The organism is Mycobacterium sp. 1245111.1 (assembly GCF_001673405.1).
Classification (GTDB): Bacteria; Actinomycetota; Actinomycetes; order Mycobacteriales; family Mycobacteriaceae; genus Mycobacterium.
Genome location: NZ_LZLV01000057.1, coordinates 18,142 through 32,059 on the forward strand (window position 1 = coordinate 18,142; position 13,918 = coordinate 32,059).

The following is a 13,918-nucleotide window of genomic DNA, read 5'->3' on the forward strand; positions in this document are numbered from 1 at the left end:
CCGAACCTCCGTTCAGTCCTGAGCGATGTCGCTGATTCGCGCGGGTGCGCTGTCGTGTGCGAGCGATGCAACCCCGGCGAAGGCGCTCAAGCCCCGCAAGCGTTCCAGTTGGTCTTCGGACGCCACGCTGATGACAGTGTGGGGAAATTGGTTACTGCTGAACGTGTTAACCACGTCCTGGGAGGTGGAGTTTCTCAGCGCGAACACCACGGTTGCGACGACGACCGTCGCACCGGATGCACCCGGGCGCTCCTCAACCTTGGTCAGGTTGTCCGCCCCGGCTGCAGGGATGCCCACCACTTCCGCACCGCGTGAGAAGTGCTCGCGAAGTTCACTGTTCAGGGATACGACGGCGGCGATGAGCCGCACGCTGGTGCGCTCGCGGACGCTGAACAGCTCGGCGGTGACCTGAACGGGAATCAACATGGCTTACTCCTTTGATGTCTGCCGGACAGCGCGTCGACGGGTCGGCACCGTCGTCCCCGCGCGATAGATTGCACCTCAGTCGACATGCAGGCTCGGATCCCAGCCCGCCTCGGCGGCCGCGAGCACCTTGGCGACGAATTCCTCAGCTGAGCCGGCGATTTCAGTGGTCGGTGAGGAAAAGAGCGGGCGGAAATCGGGGTCCCGATCCTCGACCGACAGCTCGTCGAGAAGCAGTTCCTGCCACCCGACGTCGTCATCGCTGGGGAAATTCGAGCTGGCCCAGGACCCGTAATGGTCAAGGCCCAGTTGCGCCGGCACGTAGCGCTTCCCGTCGCTCAGTGCGCCGCGCAGCTGCTCGATCTGCCGCGCGCTGATCTCCCCTCGCAGGTGAATCTCGCCGTCTGTCTTGTAGGTTGGCGCGTCGCGATACATGGTCGGGATCACGGTGACCTTCATCGGTGGCTCCTGTTGCCGGTGTCGGCGGTCATCGGTGTGCAGTGACTTCGTTGTCTGCCAGCAGGTTGGCCTGCCACTGGCCTGCGTCGGCGACCTCCCGCGAGTCGTCGCTGTCGTTGGCGAGGGTGGTGCTCACGTCGTAGGCGTTGGAGTGGTCGTTGGCCGCCCGCGCCGCCGTCTGAAGCAGCTCTTCGTCGGGCAGGTCCGTCAGGGCCGCCCTGGCCGCGACGCCGGCCTCGGCGAGGAAGTCGATGACTTCGCCGCGCGTGTAGGCCACCTGGTAGGCGACGTTGGTGTTGCGGAAGAACTCGAAACGCGCGGGCGCCGGACCTGCGGCGGAGTTCGGGTTGGCCATTACGTTGCCCCCCTTGCATATTCGTTACGGAGACGACTCACTGCGGATAGACCCCCAGCGCAAAGTGATTGACCGCTTCGAGGTACACATTGATCTGCTGGCCGATGGCGAAGAGCGCCTCCTGCTGGTAGGGCCATTGAAACGGGCCCTGTTCCCAGGACACGACGAACGGCGCAGCGCTTCCTTCGTGCGAGCCCGGATACACCTGCGGTCGGTCAGTTCCGATGCCGGCACCGAACTGTTCGGCGATCGCGGTGGCCACGCGGTTCGCTTGTTCTTCGGTGACGCTATCGTCGCTGCTCATCCGGCGATCCGATCGGCGCCAGCTGCGATCTCGGCGACCCGCGGGGTGGCGCCGGTGATACTGGCCAGCAGCCCTAGCGCAGCGTTCGTGACGTCTTGCGGAAGGTCGGTGTCGGCGAGATGCGGTACACGCAGCGCAGCGCCGGAGCCGATCGCCTCAAGCCATTCCTTACGGCCCGAGGCCAACTCGGTGCAGAACGCGTATGCGTGACCGGCCTCGTCGAAAAACGCACGGCGGGCGCTGATGTGCCAGCCACCGATCTGTGTGTGCACGTCGCCAGTGAAGCTCATCGCTCATCCAATTCGACGAAGTCGCGCCGGGCCCGCAGCACCTCGCGCACCGCAGCTTCGTTGGCCTGGGCCTGCTCCAAGCTGATCGGTGGAAAACTACTGGGCTGCATGAAATCTCCAAACAGACCGCGACATTCGTCGCACGGCAGTGTGGGTTCGGGACCGGCCGTGGTGCAGTTGGGGACAATGCACATCAGCGACCTCGCTGCTCCAGCGCGCCGCCGGCGGTGACGTTCACCGGGCTTAGCGTGGTGCCGCCGTTGTCGGCGGCGTGCATCATCCAGTGCTTGCCATCCCAGTCCGAATGTCCCCGAGCGAACGCTTCGACGGTGCCTCGTTCCAGCGAGCTGGCCGGGCCGGCATAGTCGTGGCCCACCAGCTGCTGATACTCCTGCGAGCTGATGACCCGAGTCGCTGCTGCCGCCATTGCGACCCCCTCCCCCGACGATGACGACTCAGATGCTGGCACGCACCCGCAAGGCCGTTTCGGACGCCGCGACGTGTCGCGCTTCTTTCTTTGCCGCTGCCACAGAAAGCACGAAACCTACTGTCGACGTCTCGTTTTAGATTGAGTTGGCCGCGGCGGCTGCATTCGTCGGCACGGGATGTCCGCGGTCAGCACCGCAGGCTGTCCGGCGGTCCGAGGAGCTCGGTCAACATTGCGTCTACCCGATCGGCGGCCACACCATTGGTGAGAAACCAGGTAGCCACCGTGCCGGCGCCAAGATCCAGCTCCACCGTCGGCTTCTGCACCGGCTGCTCGCCCGAATCCATCTCTACTCCTTCGCATCTGCGCGCGACGGGCCCACCGCCACACCTCTGATCTTGGCTGCCGGCGGCCAAGAACAGGACGCCGCGCTCGTGTCGGGCCGCAGATAATTCCGGGCGGCACCTACGGTCGACAACCAAGACCATGGAAGGGCAATGAGGTGGCGATCAACAAGGCGAGGGTCGCCGCTCAACTCGACGACGACGGCTTCGAGCAACTCGTCCTGGCCAACATCTCCCCACGCAACCGAGACGCCCACGTCTGGGCGGCGTTGTTGACCCCCAACAGCATTGCCCGCACCCACGCCACACTGGTCGCAGCGGTACAGCGCAATGCCTCCGCCATGGCAGCCCGTCGACAAGACCCCGGAAGCGACAACCCCACGTATCGGCAGTGGCGCCACCGCGCCCAAAACTTCGCCCGCATCGCCCAGGCCGCACTCAGCGAGATCAACGCAGAACGCCGAACCCTGGAAGCCGCAGCCGACAAGAGCAGCGCCCGCAGATACCGGGAGCAATTGCGCCACTTGGCTTCCGAGATCGCCTGCCACCAGCAACGCTCCGACATCGCCGGCATCAACCCCGAGGACCACGACCACCAACTGTGGAACGTGTTGGACACCATCTCCATCCCGCACGGTCCCGAGTCGACACCGACAACGCTGCGCGACCTGCTCGACGACACCGAGCGCCGGCAAGAAACTAGCGCCTGAAACGCGTCAGTCCCGATCCATACGAGGCGCGGCCTCGACAATGACAGCGCTGCAACGGTTACGCACCAGCCCGGGGGGCTTTGGCGGTGCATCACATCACGATGCTGCCACCGCGAAAATCCCCACTGTCCAGCGCACTGACGCGGCGCACACGAAAGGGAACACGCCATGAGCGACTACGCATGGATCATCGACGTCGACCACCTCAACGGGCCCGGCGGCGAGTTTTACAACCCGGCCAAACCCGAATCGATCGCCGGGACCTCCGGGCCGAGCCATGCGCGCGTCTCGGCACAGGCCTTGCGATCAGCCGAGACAGCCAAAGCCGAGTTAGCCCGGAACTACCGTTCCAGCAACGAGTTTCGTATGTATGACGATGACGGCATTCTCTATGTGACCGGCACGCTGTTCTGGGACGGCGGCGCGCCCGAGGAGCACCAGGCCTACGGCCCCCTCGGCGACTACGGCATGCCCGCCCTGGGCTGCATCACCGTCCGCTACACCGGCCACCCCGAATACGACTGCGGCTAGCCACCGCCTCCGTGCCCATTCCGAATAAAGGTTCACAGTGATGGATTACGACATCAGCACTCAGATCACCGAGGCCACCAAGGCACTGATTTTCCAGAGCGGCCAGGCGGACAGCGTCGGGCGCACATGGCCGCTGGCGGTGTTCGGCCGCACCCGCGACGGCCGCTCCATCACCGCGCAACGCAACGTGCAGCCATCGGTGTACGCCGTCACCGCGGCGCTCGCGTCGTGCGAAGCGTCCGGAATGACGCACCTGACCGTCGGCGCCGACCTCTGCGGCTGAGCGCCCACAGCGACAACCGCCCACACCTTCACTCCGAAAGGCCGCACTTGATGAGGATTTACGCCGTCCGCGACGCCGCACAATCGTTGAGCCACATTGGAGTCGAGCCGCTGGCCGGCGCCGACACCGCCGAGCGCCTGCGGGCAAGCCGCATCCAGGCCGAACTGGTCTACACCGACAGCGATACCCGCGGAGGCGCTCGCGACCAGTCAGTCTGGTCGATCGCCGAGGCATATCAGAGCGGCCGGACCGCGGGCCTGCGCGACGCGAACTACGGCGAGGCCTACGAAGGCGCCACCCCGCAGACCACCTTCAGCTGCGAGGTGCCGGCTCAGTTCGCCGGAGCCGACGCCGAAGACTACCGACTCGGCCACGCCGAAGGCGTGACCTCATTCTGGTCCGCCGACAACTGAACCACCCTGCACATCAGGCGATGACGGCTTGCCGCGTCGCACCACACACACAACACTCGACTGCGCCGTGCTCGATGATTTCCAGGGTCTGCCCACACCCGTTTCGGCAGTCACCGGCCACCCGATAGATCTCATCGGGCATGCCGTCCTCATGGCCGCTCACGTCACTGCGCACGTTGATCAGCGAGCGCCTCTCGGATAGCTCGCGACAGGTCACCGACCTCGCTGGACCACCGATTGAGGAACGGCCGAATCAGCACCGCAACCTCGCGGTTGACTCCTTCGGCGACTAACTCGTCTACGGTCGGATTGTTGCTTCGCATCAGAGCCGTTTCCTTGAGCCTTACCTGCGGTCTGCTGGCCCGGTGAAATGCAACGAGGCTTCGCAGCCCGGAGCACTTAGGCCAGGCCGAATTCGTTGATGCGAGCACGAATCATGCTCAGCGACACAGTGTATGGGCTGATCATGGCCCAGTGGTCCCAGTCCTTGAGAGCGCTTTCGGTTTCCTCGAAAGACACGTTGGCCCGGCTGATCGCCATGGTGGTGCCGTTGTCGGGGCGGCCCTTCGAGGCGATCACTGCGATCAGCTGACCGATGTCGCCGTCGTGGCGCACTTTGCGGAATCGTAGTTGGTAGGGGCGCCCGTCACCGTCATCGTCGATGAAGTCGAACGCCAGGCCGTAATCAATTTCCATGCTGGTAGATCCCCCTTGCTGGTTGTGTTGTTGTGTCGCTGCGCGGCGCTCCCACACCGCTGCGCGACTCCCCCCGTTTTGGCCGTTTAGAACGGCACCACCTGCGCTGCAAGCGCCGCGCTGGCATTGATCTCCTCGGCGATCCCGGCAGCGCGTGACTTCGTCAGCACCGCTGAGCGGATCTTGTCGGTGGTCGTGGTCCCGTCTGGGGCCAGCCGGCCGAGCTCCTGCCCGCCCTCGTAAACGACGATGGCGTAGTGCCTGTGATCGCCGGTGGCACCGCACATTCCGCACTTCAGCTCACCCATTAAGTTGCTCCGAATCTGCGGACACGACCCCGTCGCCATCGGGCGTCGCGTCGACAACGGTCGCGGCGGGCCCGTACTTCAGCTCGCGTAACGCGCCGGCGCGTGCCCGCCCGAGCAGGTGCCCGTTGTAGTCGTCGCGGCTCTTGTCGAACTGGTACATCTCCGGGTCGGGAGGCCCGCTCTCGAGATCGAGATTCACCATCTCCAGTGCGAAAAGGTCAGCCATGGACAGCTTCGCGAATTCGGCGTCTTCCACCTGAAACCATTGGCGGCTGAACAGTTTCGGAATCTTCGTCGACACGGAGTCGCGGAATGCCCGCCAGGTTTCGCGGATGCCTTCGGGCACCTTGGGGCCGTCGATGTCGGTGCCGGGTGTGTAACTCCAGTAGGACTGAAATTCTTTGACGCTGGCGGTCTCGGGGACCGCGACCAGACCTCGGCCTTGGGATTTGGGGCTGATGAGTTCACCGACTTGGCGAGCCTTAGGCTCCATCTCCTGGGTGAACGCCTGCCGCAGTGTCATCTCGCTGGGCGGGCCCAGGGTGATGACGAGCTTGCACTGGCCCAAGATGTCGCGGGGAATGGTCCGGGCGTAGAGGTCCTGGGTGGACAGCATCATGTGCATCCGGAATTCGCGGCCGACCTTGAACAGCATCCGCAGGTCGTCGACGAACGGGTTGTCTTTGGACGGCTGGTCTTCATAGAGGCCGGCGACCTCGTTACGCATGGTCGCGAACTCGTCGAGGATGACCACCCACGCCGGGAACGCCATCGGATCGGGATGGCCGGCGGCCTTGCGCTCCTGCGCGGTCTGACGGCGTCGCGAGAGTTCTTCAACCGCGGCGTGCACCAGCCGGGGATGCTCGGCGGGGCCCGAGGAGATCATCACCATCTGCGCCTCACCGTTGAGGCTTGTGTAGTCGGTGCCCTTGCCGTCTCCGGCCAGGATTGGGATGCCCGCGGCGCGCAGCTGTTCGATGATGCCACGCACGAAAACACTTTTCCCGGAGCCGGTTCCACCGATGATGAGCCAGTGGTGATAGGTCTTGAGCGGGTAGTCCAGGCGCTCGCCGAGCTCGTCGACACCGATACCAATGGCGAATTTTTCGTAGCGCTGCACCGCTTCCTCGACACTTGCCACGATCGGCTCCGGGTGCGGCGGTGCCACCCATGGCGGGAACGGCTTCTTACGTGTGACGGTGACCTGATCGCGCGCCGAGTCGACGTCGACGAGCCAGTCGCCGGCGACGGCGCCCTGCAGCTTGGTCGCGACCATCGTGGCGTTGCGGCGATCGGCCAGATAGCCCGGCAGCGTCGCGTGCAGACCGTAGGACATGAGTCGGCCGGTCGCGTCGTCGTAGTTGACGGCGGTCTCGATCAGCTCAAAGGGGAACTTGCCCGTCAGCAGTTGCCGGATTCGGTCGATGTCGCCGCCGCCGAGCACGATCTGCGGCGCCAGCGCGCCGTCGGTCACCGCTAGCTCTGGGGCCGCGGCCGGTGAGGGCTGAGGGCGTGCCGGCTGGCCGGGTCGCTGGAACACCCACCCCAATCCCACCGACGTGGCGACGATGGCCGGTAGCCACAGCAGCGACGCGAGTTCCAGTCGGTGCGGGTGGCCGAGTCGGCCGGCCATGAACAGCACCAGGCCGATGCCGCCGATCAGCAGGCAGCCCCCGGTGAGGCTGCCGCTGGGTGCCAGCCAGTAGGACTCCGCGTGACGCGGCCTCGGCGGGATCGGCTCAGTCACGGTCGACCTCTCGACCCGCACACACCGATCGAGGCGGCTTTGTCCGACGCGCTGATCGGCAGCTCGTAGGCGACGGCGACCGACAGGTAGCCCACCACGTAGGGGCAGCGTTCACCGGGGTTGGGGGGAAGCCATTTCCCTGGGCCGGCATCGCCCTTCGATTCGTTGGCGTGAGCAGAGACCGCGAGCAAGTTGCGAGGGTCGTTGGCGAATTGTTGCCGGCGCGCTAGCGGCCACTGGGCTGCGCCGGCGCTATATGCGCGATGCAGTGGGTATACGTGGTCAATCTGAGTCTGTTGCAACGTGATTCGCTGGCCGGTGTAGGGATCGACGACCCATCCGCCAGCAACTTTGCAGTTGTGGGTTCCTGGCTTGAACGACACGTCGTGCAGCTGGGCGGCCAAAACCCTGAAGCGGGTGTCGCACCCCGTGTGCGACTCGGGATCATTCCAGGCAAGCCCGAAGCTGCAGGCTTCACCTTTCTTGCAGCCGCGCTGGTACCCAGCGACAGCGGTAATATCCTTAACCACAGTGACTTTCGCGATCAGCTCACTGAACTGCTGCACGCTGGCGGCAGGAGCGGCGGCAGCGGGGTCAGCGGCGGCGTGGTGATGAAGCAACGCCCCGCCCGCGGCGACGCTCACCGCCACAGCGACAGCACCGAGTGATCGGCGGCTACGATGGCGCCTGGTCATGCGGCGCAGACCTGTCCATCCACGGGCAGCTTGTCGTACCAACGGCGAACCCACAGCGCGTCACCCATGGCCGTGTGCCGTTCCTGGGGACTGGGCGGTTCGACACCGCAGGCGATCGACAACGGCTCTGAACTCCGCGGCGCTGTGATCCCGCGCCCGCACATGAACCCGTACGCGAGTCCCGAAATATCCTGCGGCACATAGAACCACGTCGAGGGAAGACCGTGGCGCGCCAGCATGGCGTCCAGGCAGATGGTGTCGTAGCTGGGGTTGACGCCGAACACCTTCGCGCCCGCCGTCCAGTCCTGCACCAGCTGCGCGGCGCCGGCTTCACGGATGTGCACCTGCCCGACGTCGAGACTCCATCCGAACCCGGGGTGGCGAGCCTCGAAGCCCCCGATCGCCAAAGCTTGCGGGTCGGCATTGTCCAGATCGAGGTCTTCTTGGTCAACGAAAATAGTGATCGACTGCTCAGCGCCGTCACGGTCGCGCCGGATCATCGCGATCTCCCACGCCCGATAGCCCCGGTGAATGCCGGTGGTTTCACAGTCGAGAAACACCACGGTCATGAACGCTGCCCCTTGGTCGCCGAGTCCTTCACACGGCCCATTGTGTGCGGGCGCACCGACATTCCCCGGGATCGAGACGTGTTGCGGCGCATAATTTTTACCACCCGCGCAGCTCCGGAAAGCAAGACGCCCACACGAGCTGGTTACTCGCTACGCGACGGCAGCACCCGCAGCTAGCGCGCTGATTGCGGATAGGTTCCCGGGTCAGCGGAATGCGGAGAGTTCGGCTCGCGCACCAGGTCGCCGTGCCACAGGTAGATGCCCGATCCGGGCAGGAATTCGTCCCAGCCGAACGGCGGTTTGTCGCTGGTGCCCGGTGCGTAGAACTTGGCGCCAGGAAAGTCTGACTGCGGGGCCCACACACCGGTGTTGGGCCCGAGTTCGATGTAGGGGTCGAGGTTGCCGTGCTCATCAGATACCGTGGCCGGGCCGAGCGCCCCAGGCGCGAGGACTTTGACGTGCGGTAGTTCGTCCTTGCGTACGAAATTACCTGACTGCGAACCAATTTCGAGCCATCCCGGTTCTCCCCACGGATTAGCGGGTCCGAGACCGCTGGGCCCGGCGATGACGGGCATGTGGCGTTTGTCGCCTGGCTTCCACTTTCGCGCATCGAGCTCACTCGCGGGAGGGGACTGCTTGCCTTTACCTGTACTGGTGTCACCGCCGGCGGATTGAGGGTCATCACCGCTGACCACGGCGGCGCTCACCATACGGTGCCGGTCGTCGAAGGCCGCTCGTGCAGCCGCCACCCGGGCCTGGGCCTCAGCGACCGCGCGGTCTTTCTCTTGCCGAAGCCGGGTCTGCGGCCAGGTCTCGTCCTGCGCTGCGCGAGTGAGGTTTTCGTACGTCGCGTGATAGTCGGCGACGATGCCGTTCATCGCCTTTTTGGTCTGCGCGATGTTCTCGGCACCGAGATCCATCCAGGCGGCGACGTTGCGGTGGCGACCCTCGTCGGCCAACAACGTCCGATGATGGCCGGACAGCGCCTCACCCAGCGCCGAGCCGGCCAGTCCCCGAAACTGCGGATCGGTGTACTTGGCGGCCGCCAGTGCGGTGCCCCCGGCCTCGCCGGCGCTCAAGGCAGAACCGCGCTGACTCTCGGCCTCGCGCGCGTAGGCCGTCTCGTCGTGGGTCGGGAAGTTGTCACCGATGATGAGCGCTGTTTCCGGTAAGTCGATTGGTTCCAGAGCGGCCATTGATCTTCCCCTTTCATCGCGCACGACAGCACACACTTGCGCATTGTCCAGCGTAAATCGCGATGGACGGGGTTCCGCGGTCTTGCGGTGTGTCGGCTGCTGAATTACTCAGCAGGCCTGGGCGTTTCGTTATTCGGGGATGTCGATGGTGACGCCGACTTGGTCGAGCGCAGTGACCACCAGCTGAGCCAACCGCTTCCCGCTGAAGTGGTGCACCGGCCCGTTGATTGCGATGAAGGGAATGCCACCCAGGCTCGATGCGGCAATCGGCCCCGAGACCACCGGCGGTGACAGCGTCGGCCCGGGACCTGAGGACGTCGGCTCGGGCGGTGGCTGCGACGGCTTCGGCGCCTCGGGACTGAATGCAGTCATACGGCGCAGTTTAATGACGGCCGGTGACGATCTGCGCTGCGCTGCGTGTCGCGGCCGTGTTTTTGTCCTCTTTGGATCGCGGCCCCCCCGGGGCACGTTGGTCGTCTTCGCTGCAGGGTTGCACTTCAGCCGCGCTCCGCTGCAATGCCGTCTTACCCGCCGTGGCACCCCGGCGGGTTGCAGCGAGTCGCAGAGCGACGATGGAGATGTGTCGTGGCGCGCCAAGGCAAGCGTTAACGGCTCACTTAAACTCGGTTTTATGGCTCGCATGATGTATCCCGACGACGAGCATCTGCCGCTTCTCGAAGCTTTGAGCCAGGCGGCCACGCTACGCAGAGAGGCCTACCGTCTGTACCTCTCGCTGTTCCGCCAGGCCCTCAAACTCGGTATCGGGCCAAGCCTGATCGCCCGCTACGCCTTCATCACTCCCCAGGCCGCGAACAGCACCAAGAACCGGCTCGCTGAAACCGCAAAAGACCGCTACGCGCCAACATCGATAGAGGACGTGTTCCAGCGCGTCAGCGCCGGCCGACGGCCGCGGGGACGCCGCACGTCCGGTTAGCCGACGAAGAGCAGCTCGGCGCCGATCAGCGATTCCGCGTCGGCGAGGTACGCAGCTTTGACATCGATCGGAAGTTCCAGCCAGCGCCGCTGATGCCGGTGCGCGAGTACGGCGCCGACCGCAGTCGCGAACCGTATCCGCGCAACATTGCGGGCGGCTGCCGGGGCTGACGCCGGCGGCGGTGTCAGCGGCGCCCGATCAGCGGCTTCGGGTTCACCAGTCTGTTCGGCGTAGCGCTGCGCCCACAGCCGGCGCGCCTCCTCAGACACCGACACCGCGATCGTCACCCAGGCGTCCCATTCGACGGGATCGGCCTCTTCGATATGTGAGGACGGGTAGACGCGGGTCTGTCGCCACTGCGGGTGCCGGGCATCCAGGAACGACATGAACCATTCCATGGAGCGGTCGAACTCAAACACCTCAGCTTCCAACGCCGGTGACGGCGCCGGGCCCGGGTCGTGGTCAGCCCAAAACGGTGTCATACCTTGATCAATCAGCGCATCAGCATCCGCGAGATACTCAGCGCGCACGCGATCAGGGAGGTCCCCCCACGGCCGCGCGTGCCCGGCCGCCAACTGCGTGGCGATCGCAGTTCGCCACTGCTCGCGCGTGCTCAGGGTGTGCCGGCGCAGGCCTTCGTCGGCGGCGTCGCCAGCCCGAATCCCGCTCAACAATTCTCTCCCCTGTTCTTGGTCGAACAGCGAACCATACCGGTATGCGGCGACGGATCGCGGCATCTGCGTTCTTGGCGAGACGAAACTTCACCGCTCCTGGGGCCGCGCCGAAATAGTCGCTCGACACGCGGCCGCATCAGCTAACGCGCCCCCGGCCGGTGGGAGCATCCCCCGCATGCAGCAGACCAGTCTTCCGGGGGGTAGACGTGGACAAATTTCACACCGAGCTGATTGCAGCATCGGACGGAACGCAACTCGCGGTCCGTCAGGTGGGCCCGCTGGATGCAGACGTAACGGTGATTTTCTCCCACGGCTTCTGCCTCACCATGGATGCCTGGCTGCCACAGTGCCATCACCTCAGCGGTGAGCTGGGTGACACCGCCAGACTGGTGTTCTACGACCAACGCGGCCACGGCCAGTCCCACACCCCTGCCGACCCGGGCACCTACACCCTTGCCCAGCTCGGAGACGACTTGAACTCTGTGATCACCGCCGTCGCCAGAAGCCGGCGGGTCGTCCTCGTTGGCCATTCCATGGGGGGAATGGCGATCATGACCTTCGCCGCACAACACCCCGAGTCACTTGCGGCCATCGCCGGCGTCGGCCTGATCTCCACTGCCGCAGGCCAACTCGCCAGGTGCGGCATCGGCCGCGCCCTCAACACCCCAGCTGTTCCACTGCTGCACTACGCGGCGCGACACGCCCCATGGATCACCAGCCATACCTGGGCCGCTGTGCGCCGGGCCGTCGCACCGGCGCTCGGCATTCCCGTCGCCGCCTCACCCGTAATTCGCGCCAATCAGGTTTGCTGCCAGATGGTCAGCGAAACACCCATCCTCACCGTCGCAGCGCTACTCGCGGAGTTCCGCCACCACAACCAGATGAGCGCCATCGCTAAATTCGCCCACCTGCCGGCGCTGGTTGCATGCGGCGAAGCCGACCCCGTGACCCCGCTGCAGCATTCCCTCGACCTGGCCGCCCAGCTGCCCAACGCCGAGCTTGTCCGCGTCCCGCGCGCCGGGCACATGCTCGAGCTCGAGCGGCCACATCTGATCAGTGAAGCGATCCTGCGTCTCATCACGCGGGCCCGCGGCAGCCTCCCCCAGTTGGCAACCGCCTGAGACCACACCCGAGCATCGGCAGCACTTTAGAGGAGAACACCATGGCCACACCCGTAGCGACGCAACAGGGTTCACCGCCACCACTTGACGACGCGCTGCGCGTCGTCGTGCTCGAGGATGAAATGCGATCCTGCTGGGCCTCAATCCGCGGTGACGCCAGCGCATCGCACCCCCTGCTCGTCAAGGCGACCAACGGCGAATGCTACGTGAGCATGCTACTGGCGGGGCCGGTGACTCAGATCGTTCTCGACGGGAAGAAATGTTGGGCCGCCGGTGGTTTCCTCGACGAAGTTGGATCCACGACTAATCACTCACCGTCAGGCTTCGCGATCTCTGACCGCTGCACCTTCGCAGCACCCATCGACAACCCCGGCCCCGCAACCGGGTATCTCTTTTTCAGTGCCCTGATCTGAGCCTGCCGCGACCTGATCCCCGCCCGCGGCCACCACGCCCGGATTACACTCGGCGGTGGTCATGAATTCTTACCCGCTGCCGATGCTGGCCACCCTGGGACAGCCGCCGGCAAGGTTCGCCGACTTCGCGGTCGAAGCCAAATACGACGGTCAACGCGGGATCGCCGTATTCGACGACCGCGGAGCGACCTTATTGAGCCGCAACGGCGCTGAGATCACCCGCACCTTCCCCGAAATAGCAGCGGCCCTACCAACACTGCCCGGGCGCAACCTCATCCTGGACGGCGAAATCGTCGCGACCGACGATCACGGCATTCCCAACTTCGGCCGACTGCAGCAACGCTGGCCGCAAAACCGTCGGCCCGGCGCCGCACTGCTGCTCCGAATTCCCGTGCAGTTCTGGGTCTTTGACATTCTGCGTGTCAACAACGTCGATGTCACCACCGAGCCCTACGAGGCCCGCCGGGCACGACTATGCGACCTCGCTGGCAACGCCGGCCCCATTATCCAAGTTCCCGGCAGCTGGCCCGGAGCCGACCCCGCGGCCGTGCTCGCCGCGGTCGCGGAACACGGCCTCGAAGGCATCGTGACCAAACGCCTCACGTCGATCTACACACCCGGTGCGCGATCGCCGGATTGGATCAAGACACCTCTGCGCAAGCGCAGCGAATTCATCATCGGCGGCTGGCTACCCGGCAGCGGCCCCAACCGCCACACCGTCGGAGCACTCCTGCTCGGCGCCTACACCAACGAGGGTCAACTACAGTTCTGCGGATCCGTCAGCGCCGGCCTCAACACCGCGCAACGACGCCACTTACTGCACGCCTTAGAACCAATGCAGCGCAGAACCTCTCCGTTCATCGGGCTCGCCGCCGACGCCGCGGCGAATGCACGCTGGGTCAAACCAGAGTTAGTCGGAGACGTCGAGTACCGCGAATTCCGACGCACGCTGCGCCACCCATCGTTTAAGGGACTCCGCGGCGACGTCGACAGCCGCGACGTCTCAGTCCCAGAAACAGTGTGAAT

At 65.2% G+C, this 13,918-nt stretch carries 26 protein-coding genes; 9 read left to right on the forward strand and 17 right to left on the reverse strand.

Annotated elements, in window-relative coordinates; genetic code table 11:
* Positions 1–12 precede the first annotated feature (12 nt).
* The 7 genes from A5658_RS10255 to A5658_RS28005 form a co-directional block, all read right to left on the reverse strand.
* Positions 13–426, reverse strand: a complete 414-nt coding sequence (locus A5658_RS10255; protein ID WP_067333643.1) for a hypothetical protein — start codon at positions 424–426, stop codon at positions 13–15.
* A gap of 75 nt (positions 427–501) precedes the next feature.
* Positions 502–882 carry a hypothetical protein gene (locus tag A5658_RS10260; RefSeq protein ID WP_067333645.1) on the reverse strand — a complete coding sequence of 127 codons (381 nt, stop codon included), beginning with the start codon at positions 880–882 and terminating at the stop codon, positions 502–504.
* 28 nt (positions 883–910) lie between these two features.
* On the reverse strand, positions 911–1,237 hold the full coding sequence (locus A5658_RS10265; protein WP_067333647.1) for a hypothetical protein: 327 nt from the start codon (positions 1,235–1,237) through the stop codon (positions 911–913).
* A 37-nt stretch (positions 1,238–1,274) separates the two neighbouring features.
* Positions 1,275–1,541, reverse strand: coding sequence for a hypothetical protein (locus tag A5658_RS10270; RefSeq protein ID WP_067333649.1), 267 nt, complete (start codon positions 1,539–1,541; stop codon positions 1,275–1,277).
* Positions 1,538–1,831 (reverse strand): hypothetical protein, encoded by a 294-nt coding sequence (locus A5658_RS10275; protein ID WP_067333651.1) that lies wholly within the window; start codon positions 1,829–1,831, stop codon positions 1,538–1,540. Before A5658_RS10275 ends, A5658_RS10270 begins: the two co-directional genes overlap by 4 nt.
* A 193-nt stretch (positions 1,832–2,024) precedes the next feature.
* Complete coding sequence (locus tag A5658_RS10285) at positions 2,025–2,258, reverse strand: hypothetical protein (RefSeq protein WP_067333655.1); 234 nt, start codon at positions 2,256–2,258, stop codon at positions 2,025–2,027.
* A 188-nt stretch (positions 2,259–2,446) separates the two neighbouring features.
* Positions 2,447–2,605, reverse strand: coding sequence for a hypothetical protein (locus A5658_RS28005; RefSeq protein WP_156751356.1), 159 nt, complete (start codon positions 2,603–2,605; stop codon positions 2,447–2,449).
* Positions 2,606–2,760: 155 nt separating this feature from the next.
* Between A5658_RS28005 and A5658_RS10290 the strand changes: the two genes are divergently transcribed.
* The 4 genes from A5658_RS10290 to A5658_RS10305 all read left to right on the forward strand — a co-directional run bounded on the left by A5658_RS10290 (position 2,761) and on the right by A5658_RS10305 (position 4,539).
* Positions 2,761–3,312, forward strand: coding sequence for a hypothetical protein (locus A5658_RS10290; protein WP_067333658.1), 552 nt, complete (start codon positions 2,761–2,763; stop codon positions 3,310–3,312).
* Positions 3,313–3,480: 168 nt separating this feature from the next.
* Positions 3,481–3,843 carry a hypothetical protein gene (locus tag A5658_RS10295; RefSeq protein WP_067333661.1) on the forward strand — a complete coding sequence of 121 codons (363 nt, stop codon included), beginning with the start codon at positions 3,481–3,483 and terminating at the stop codon, positions 3,841–3,843.
* Between the two features lie 40 nt (positions 3,844–3,883).
* A complete protein-coding gene (locus A5658_RS10300; RefSeq protein WP_067333663.1) occupies positions 3,884–4,126 on the forward strand; it encodes a hypothetical protein in 243 nt (80 codons plus the stop codon).
* A 50-nt stretch (positions 4,127–4,176) separates the two neighbouring features.
* Positions 4,177–4,539: a hypothetical protein gene (locus A5658_RS10305; protein WP_067333665.1), complete on the forward strand. Its 363-nt coding sequence runs from the start codon at positions 4,177–4,179 to the stop codon at positions 4,537–4,539.
* Between the two features lie 13 nt (positions 4,540–4,552).
* On the opposite strand, the gene A5658_RS28725 is transcribed toward A5658_RS10305, so the two are convergent.
* From A5658_RS28725 to A5658_RS28730, 6 genes are all read right to left on the reverse strand, one after another.
* Positions 4,553–4,702, reverse strand: a complete 150-nt coding sequence (locus A5658_RS28725; protein ID WP_156751357.1) for a hypothetical protein — start codon at positions 4,700–4,702, stop codon at positions 4,553–4,555.
* 1 nt (position 4,703) lies between these two features.
* Positions 4,704–4,862 (reverse strand): hypothetical protein, encoded by a 159-nt coding sequence (locus A5658_RS28015; RefSeq protein WP_156751358.1) that lies wholly within the window; start codon positions 4,860–4,862, stop codon positions 4,704–4,706.
* Between the two features lie 76 nt (positions 4,863–4,938).
* Positions 4,939–5,235 (reverse strand): hypothetical protein, encoded by a 297-nt coding sequence (locus A5658_RS10310; protein ID WP_067333667.1) that lies wholly within the window; start codon positions 5,233–5,235, stop codon positions 4,939–4,941.
* 86 nt (positions 5,236–5,321) lie between these two features.
* Positions 5,322–5,543: a hypothetical protein gene (locus tag A5658_RS10315; protein WP_067333669.1), complete on the reverse strand. Its 222-nt coding sequence runs from the start codon at positions 5,541–5,543 to the stop codon at positions 5,322–5,324.
* Positions 5,536–7,290 (reverse strand): type IV secretory system conjugative DNA transfer family protein, encoded by a 1,755-nt coding sequence (locus A5658_RS10320; RefSeq protein WP_156751359.1) that lies wholly within the window; start codon positions 7,288–7,290, stop codon positions 5,536–5,538. The genes A5658_RS10315 and A5658_RS10320 overlap by 8 nt, the downstream gene beginning before the upstream one ends.
* On the reverse strand, positions 7,287–7,673 hold the full coding sequence (locus tag A5658_RS28730; RefSeq protein WP_231997272.1) for an HNH endonuclease family protein: 387 nt from the start codon (positions 7,671–7,673) through the stop codon (positions 7,287–7,289). Before A5658_RS28730 ends, A5658_RS10320 begins: the two co-directional genes overlap by 4 nt.
* Between A5658_RS28730 and A5658_RS28735 the strand changes: the two genes are divergently transcribed.
* Positions 7,554–7,958, forward strand: coding sequence for a hypothetical protein (locus tag A5658_RS28735; RefSeq protein WP_231997274.1), 405 nt, complete (start codon positions 7,554–7,556; stop codon positions 7,956–7,958). The two genes, A5658_RS28730 and A5658_RS28735, sit on opposite strands and share 120 nt — an antisense overlap.
* A gap of 23 nt (positions 7,959–7,981) precedes the next feature.
* On the opposite strand, the gene A5658_RS10330 is transcribed toward A5658_RS28735, so the two are convergent.
* The 3 genes from A5658_RS10330 to A5658_RS10340 all read right to left on the reverse strand — a co-directional run bounded on the left by A5658_RS10330 (position 7,982) and on the right by A5658_RS10340 (position 10,122).
* A complete protein-coding gene (locus A5658_RS10330) occupies positions 7,982–8,554 on the reverse strand; it encodes a hypothetical protein (RefSeq protein WP_067333675.1) in 573 nt (190 codons plus the stop codon).
* Between the two features lie 173 nt (positions 8,555–8,727).
* Positions 8,728–9,750: a hypothetical protein gene (locus A5658_RS10335; protein WP_067333678.1), complete on the reverse strand. Its 1,023-nt coding sequence runs from the start codon at positions 9,748–9,750 to the stop codon at positions 8,728–8,730.
* Between the two features lie 129 nt (positions 9,751–9,879).
* A complete protein-coding gene (locus tag A5658_RS10340; protein ID WP_067333679.1) occupies positions 9,880–10,122 on the reverse strand; it encodes a hypothetical protein in 243 nt (80 codons plus the stop codon).
* Positions 10,123–10,381: 259 nt separating this feature from the next.
* Here A5658_RS10340 and A5658_RS10345 point away from each other — a divergent pair, with 259 nt between their 5' ends.
* Positions 10,382–10,684, forward strand: coding sequence for a hypothetical protein (locus tag A5658_RS10345; RefSeq protein WP_156751360.1), 303 nt, complete (start codon positions 10,382–10,384; stop codon positions 10,682–10,684).
* Here A5658_RS10345 and A5658_RS10350 read toward each other — a convergent pair.
* The gene (locus tag A5658_RS10350) at positions 10,681–11,355 is read right to left on the reverse strand and encodes a hypothetical protein (protein WP_231997269.1); all 675 of its coding nucleotides are present in this window, start codon (positions 11,353–11,355) and stop codon (positions 10,681–10,683) included. The genes A5658_RS10345 and A5658_RS10350 overlap by 4 nt on opposite strands.
* Positions 11,356–11,564: 209 nt before the next feature.
* On the opposite strand from A5658_RS10350, the gene A5658_RS10355 reads away from it, so the two are divergent.
* The 3 genes from A5658_RS10355 (at position 11,565) to ligD (ending at position 13,916) form a co-directional block, all read left to right on the forward strand.
* Entirely contained in the window at positions 11,565–12,479 is a 915-nt protein-coding gene (locus A5658_RS10355) for an alpha/beta fold hydrolase (RefSeq protein ID WP_067333687.1), read from the forward strand.
* Between the two features lie 41 nt (positions 12,480–12,520).
* Complete coding sequence (locus A5658_RS10360; protein WP_067333689.1) at positions 12,521–12,892, forward strand: hypothetical protein; 372 nt, start codon at positions 12,521–12,523, stop codon at positions 12,890–12,892.
* 61 nt (positions 12,893–12,953) lie between these two features.
* Positions 12,954–13,916 carry a non-homologous end-joining DNA ligase gene (ligD, locus tag A5658_RS10365; protein ID WP_156751361.1) on the forward strand — a complete coding sequence of 321 codons (963 nt, stop codon included), beginning with the start codon at positions 12,954–12,956 and terminating at the stop codon, positions 13,914–13,916.
* The last annotated feature ends 2 nt before the right edge of the window (positions 13,917–13,918 follow it).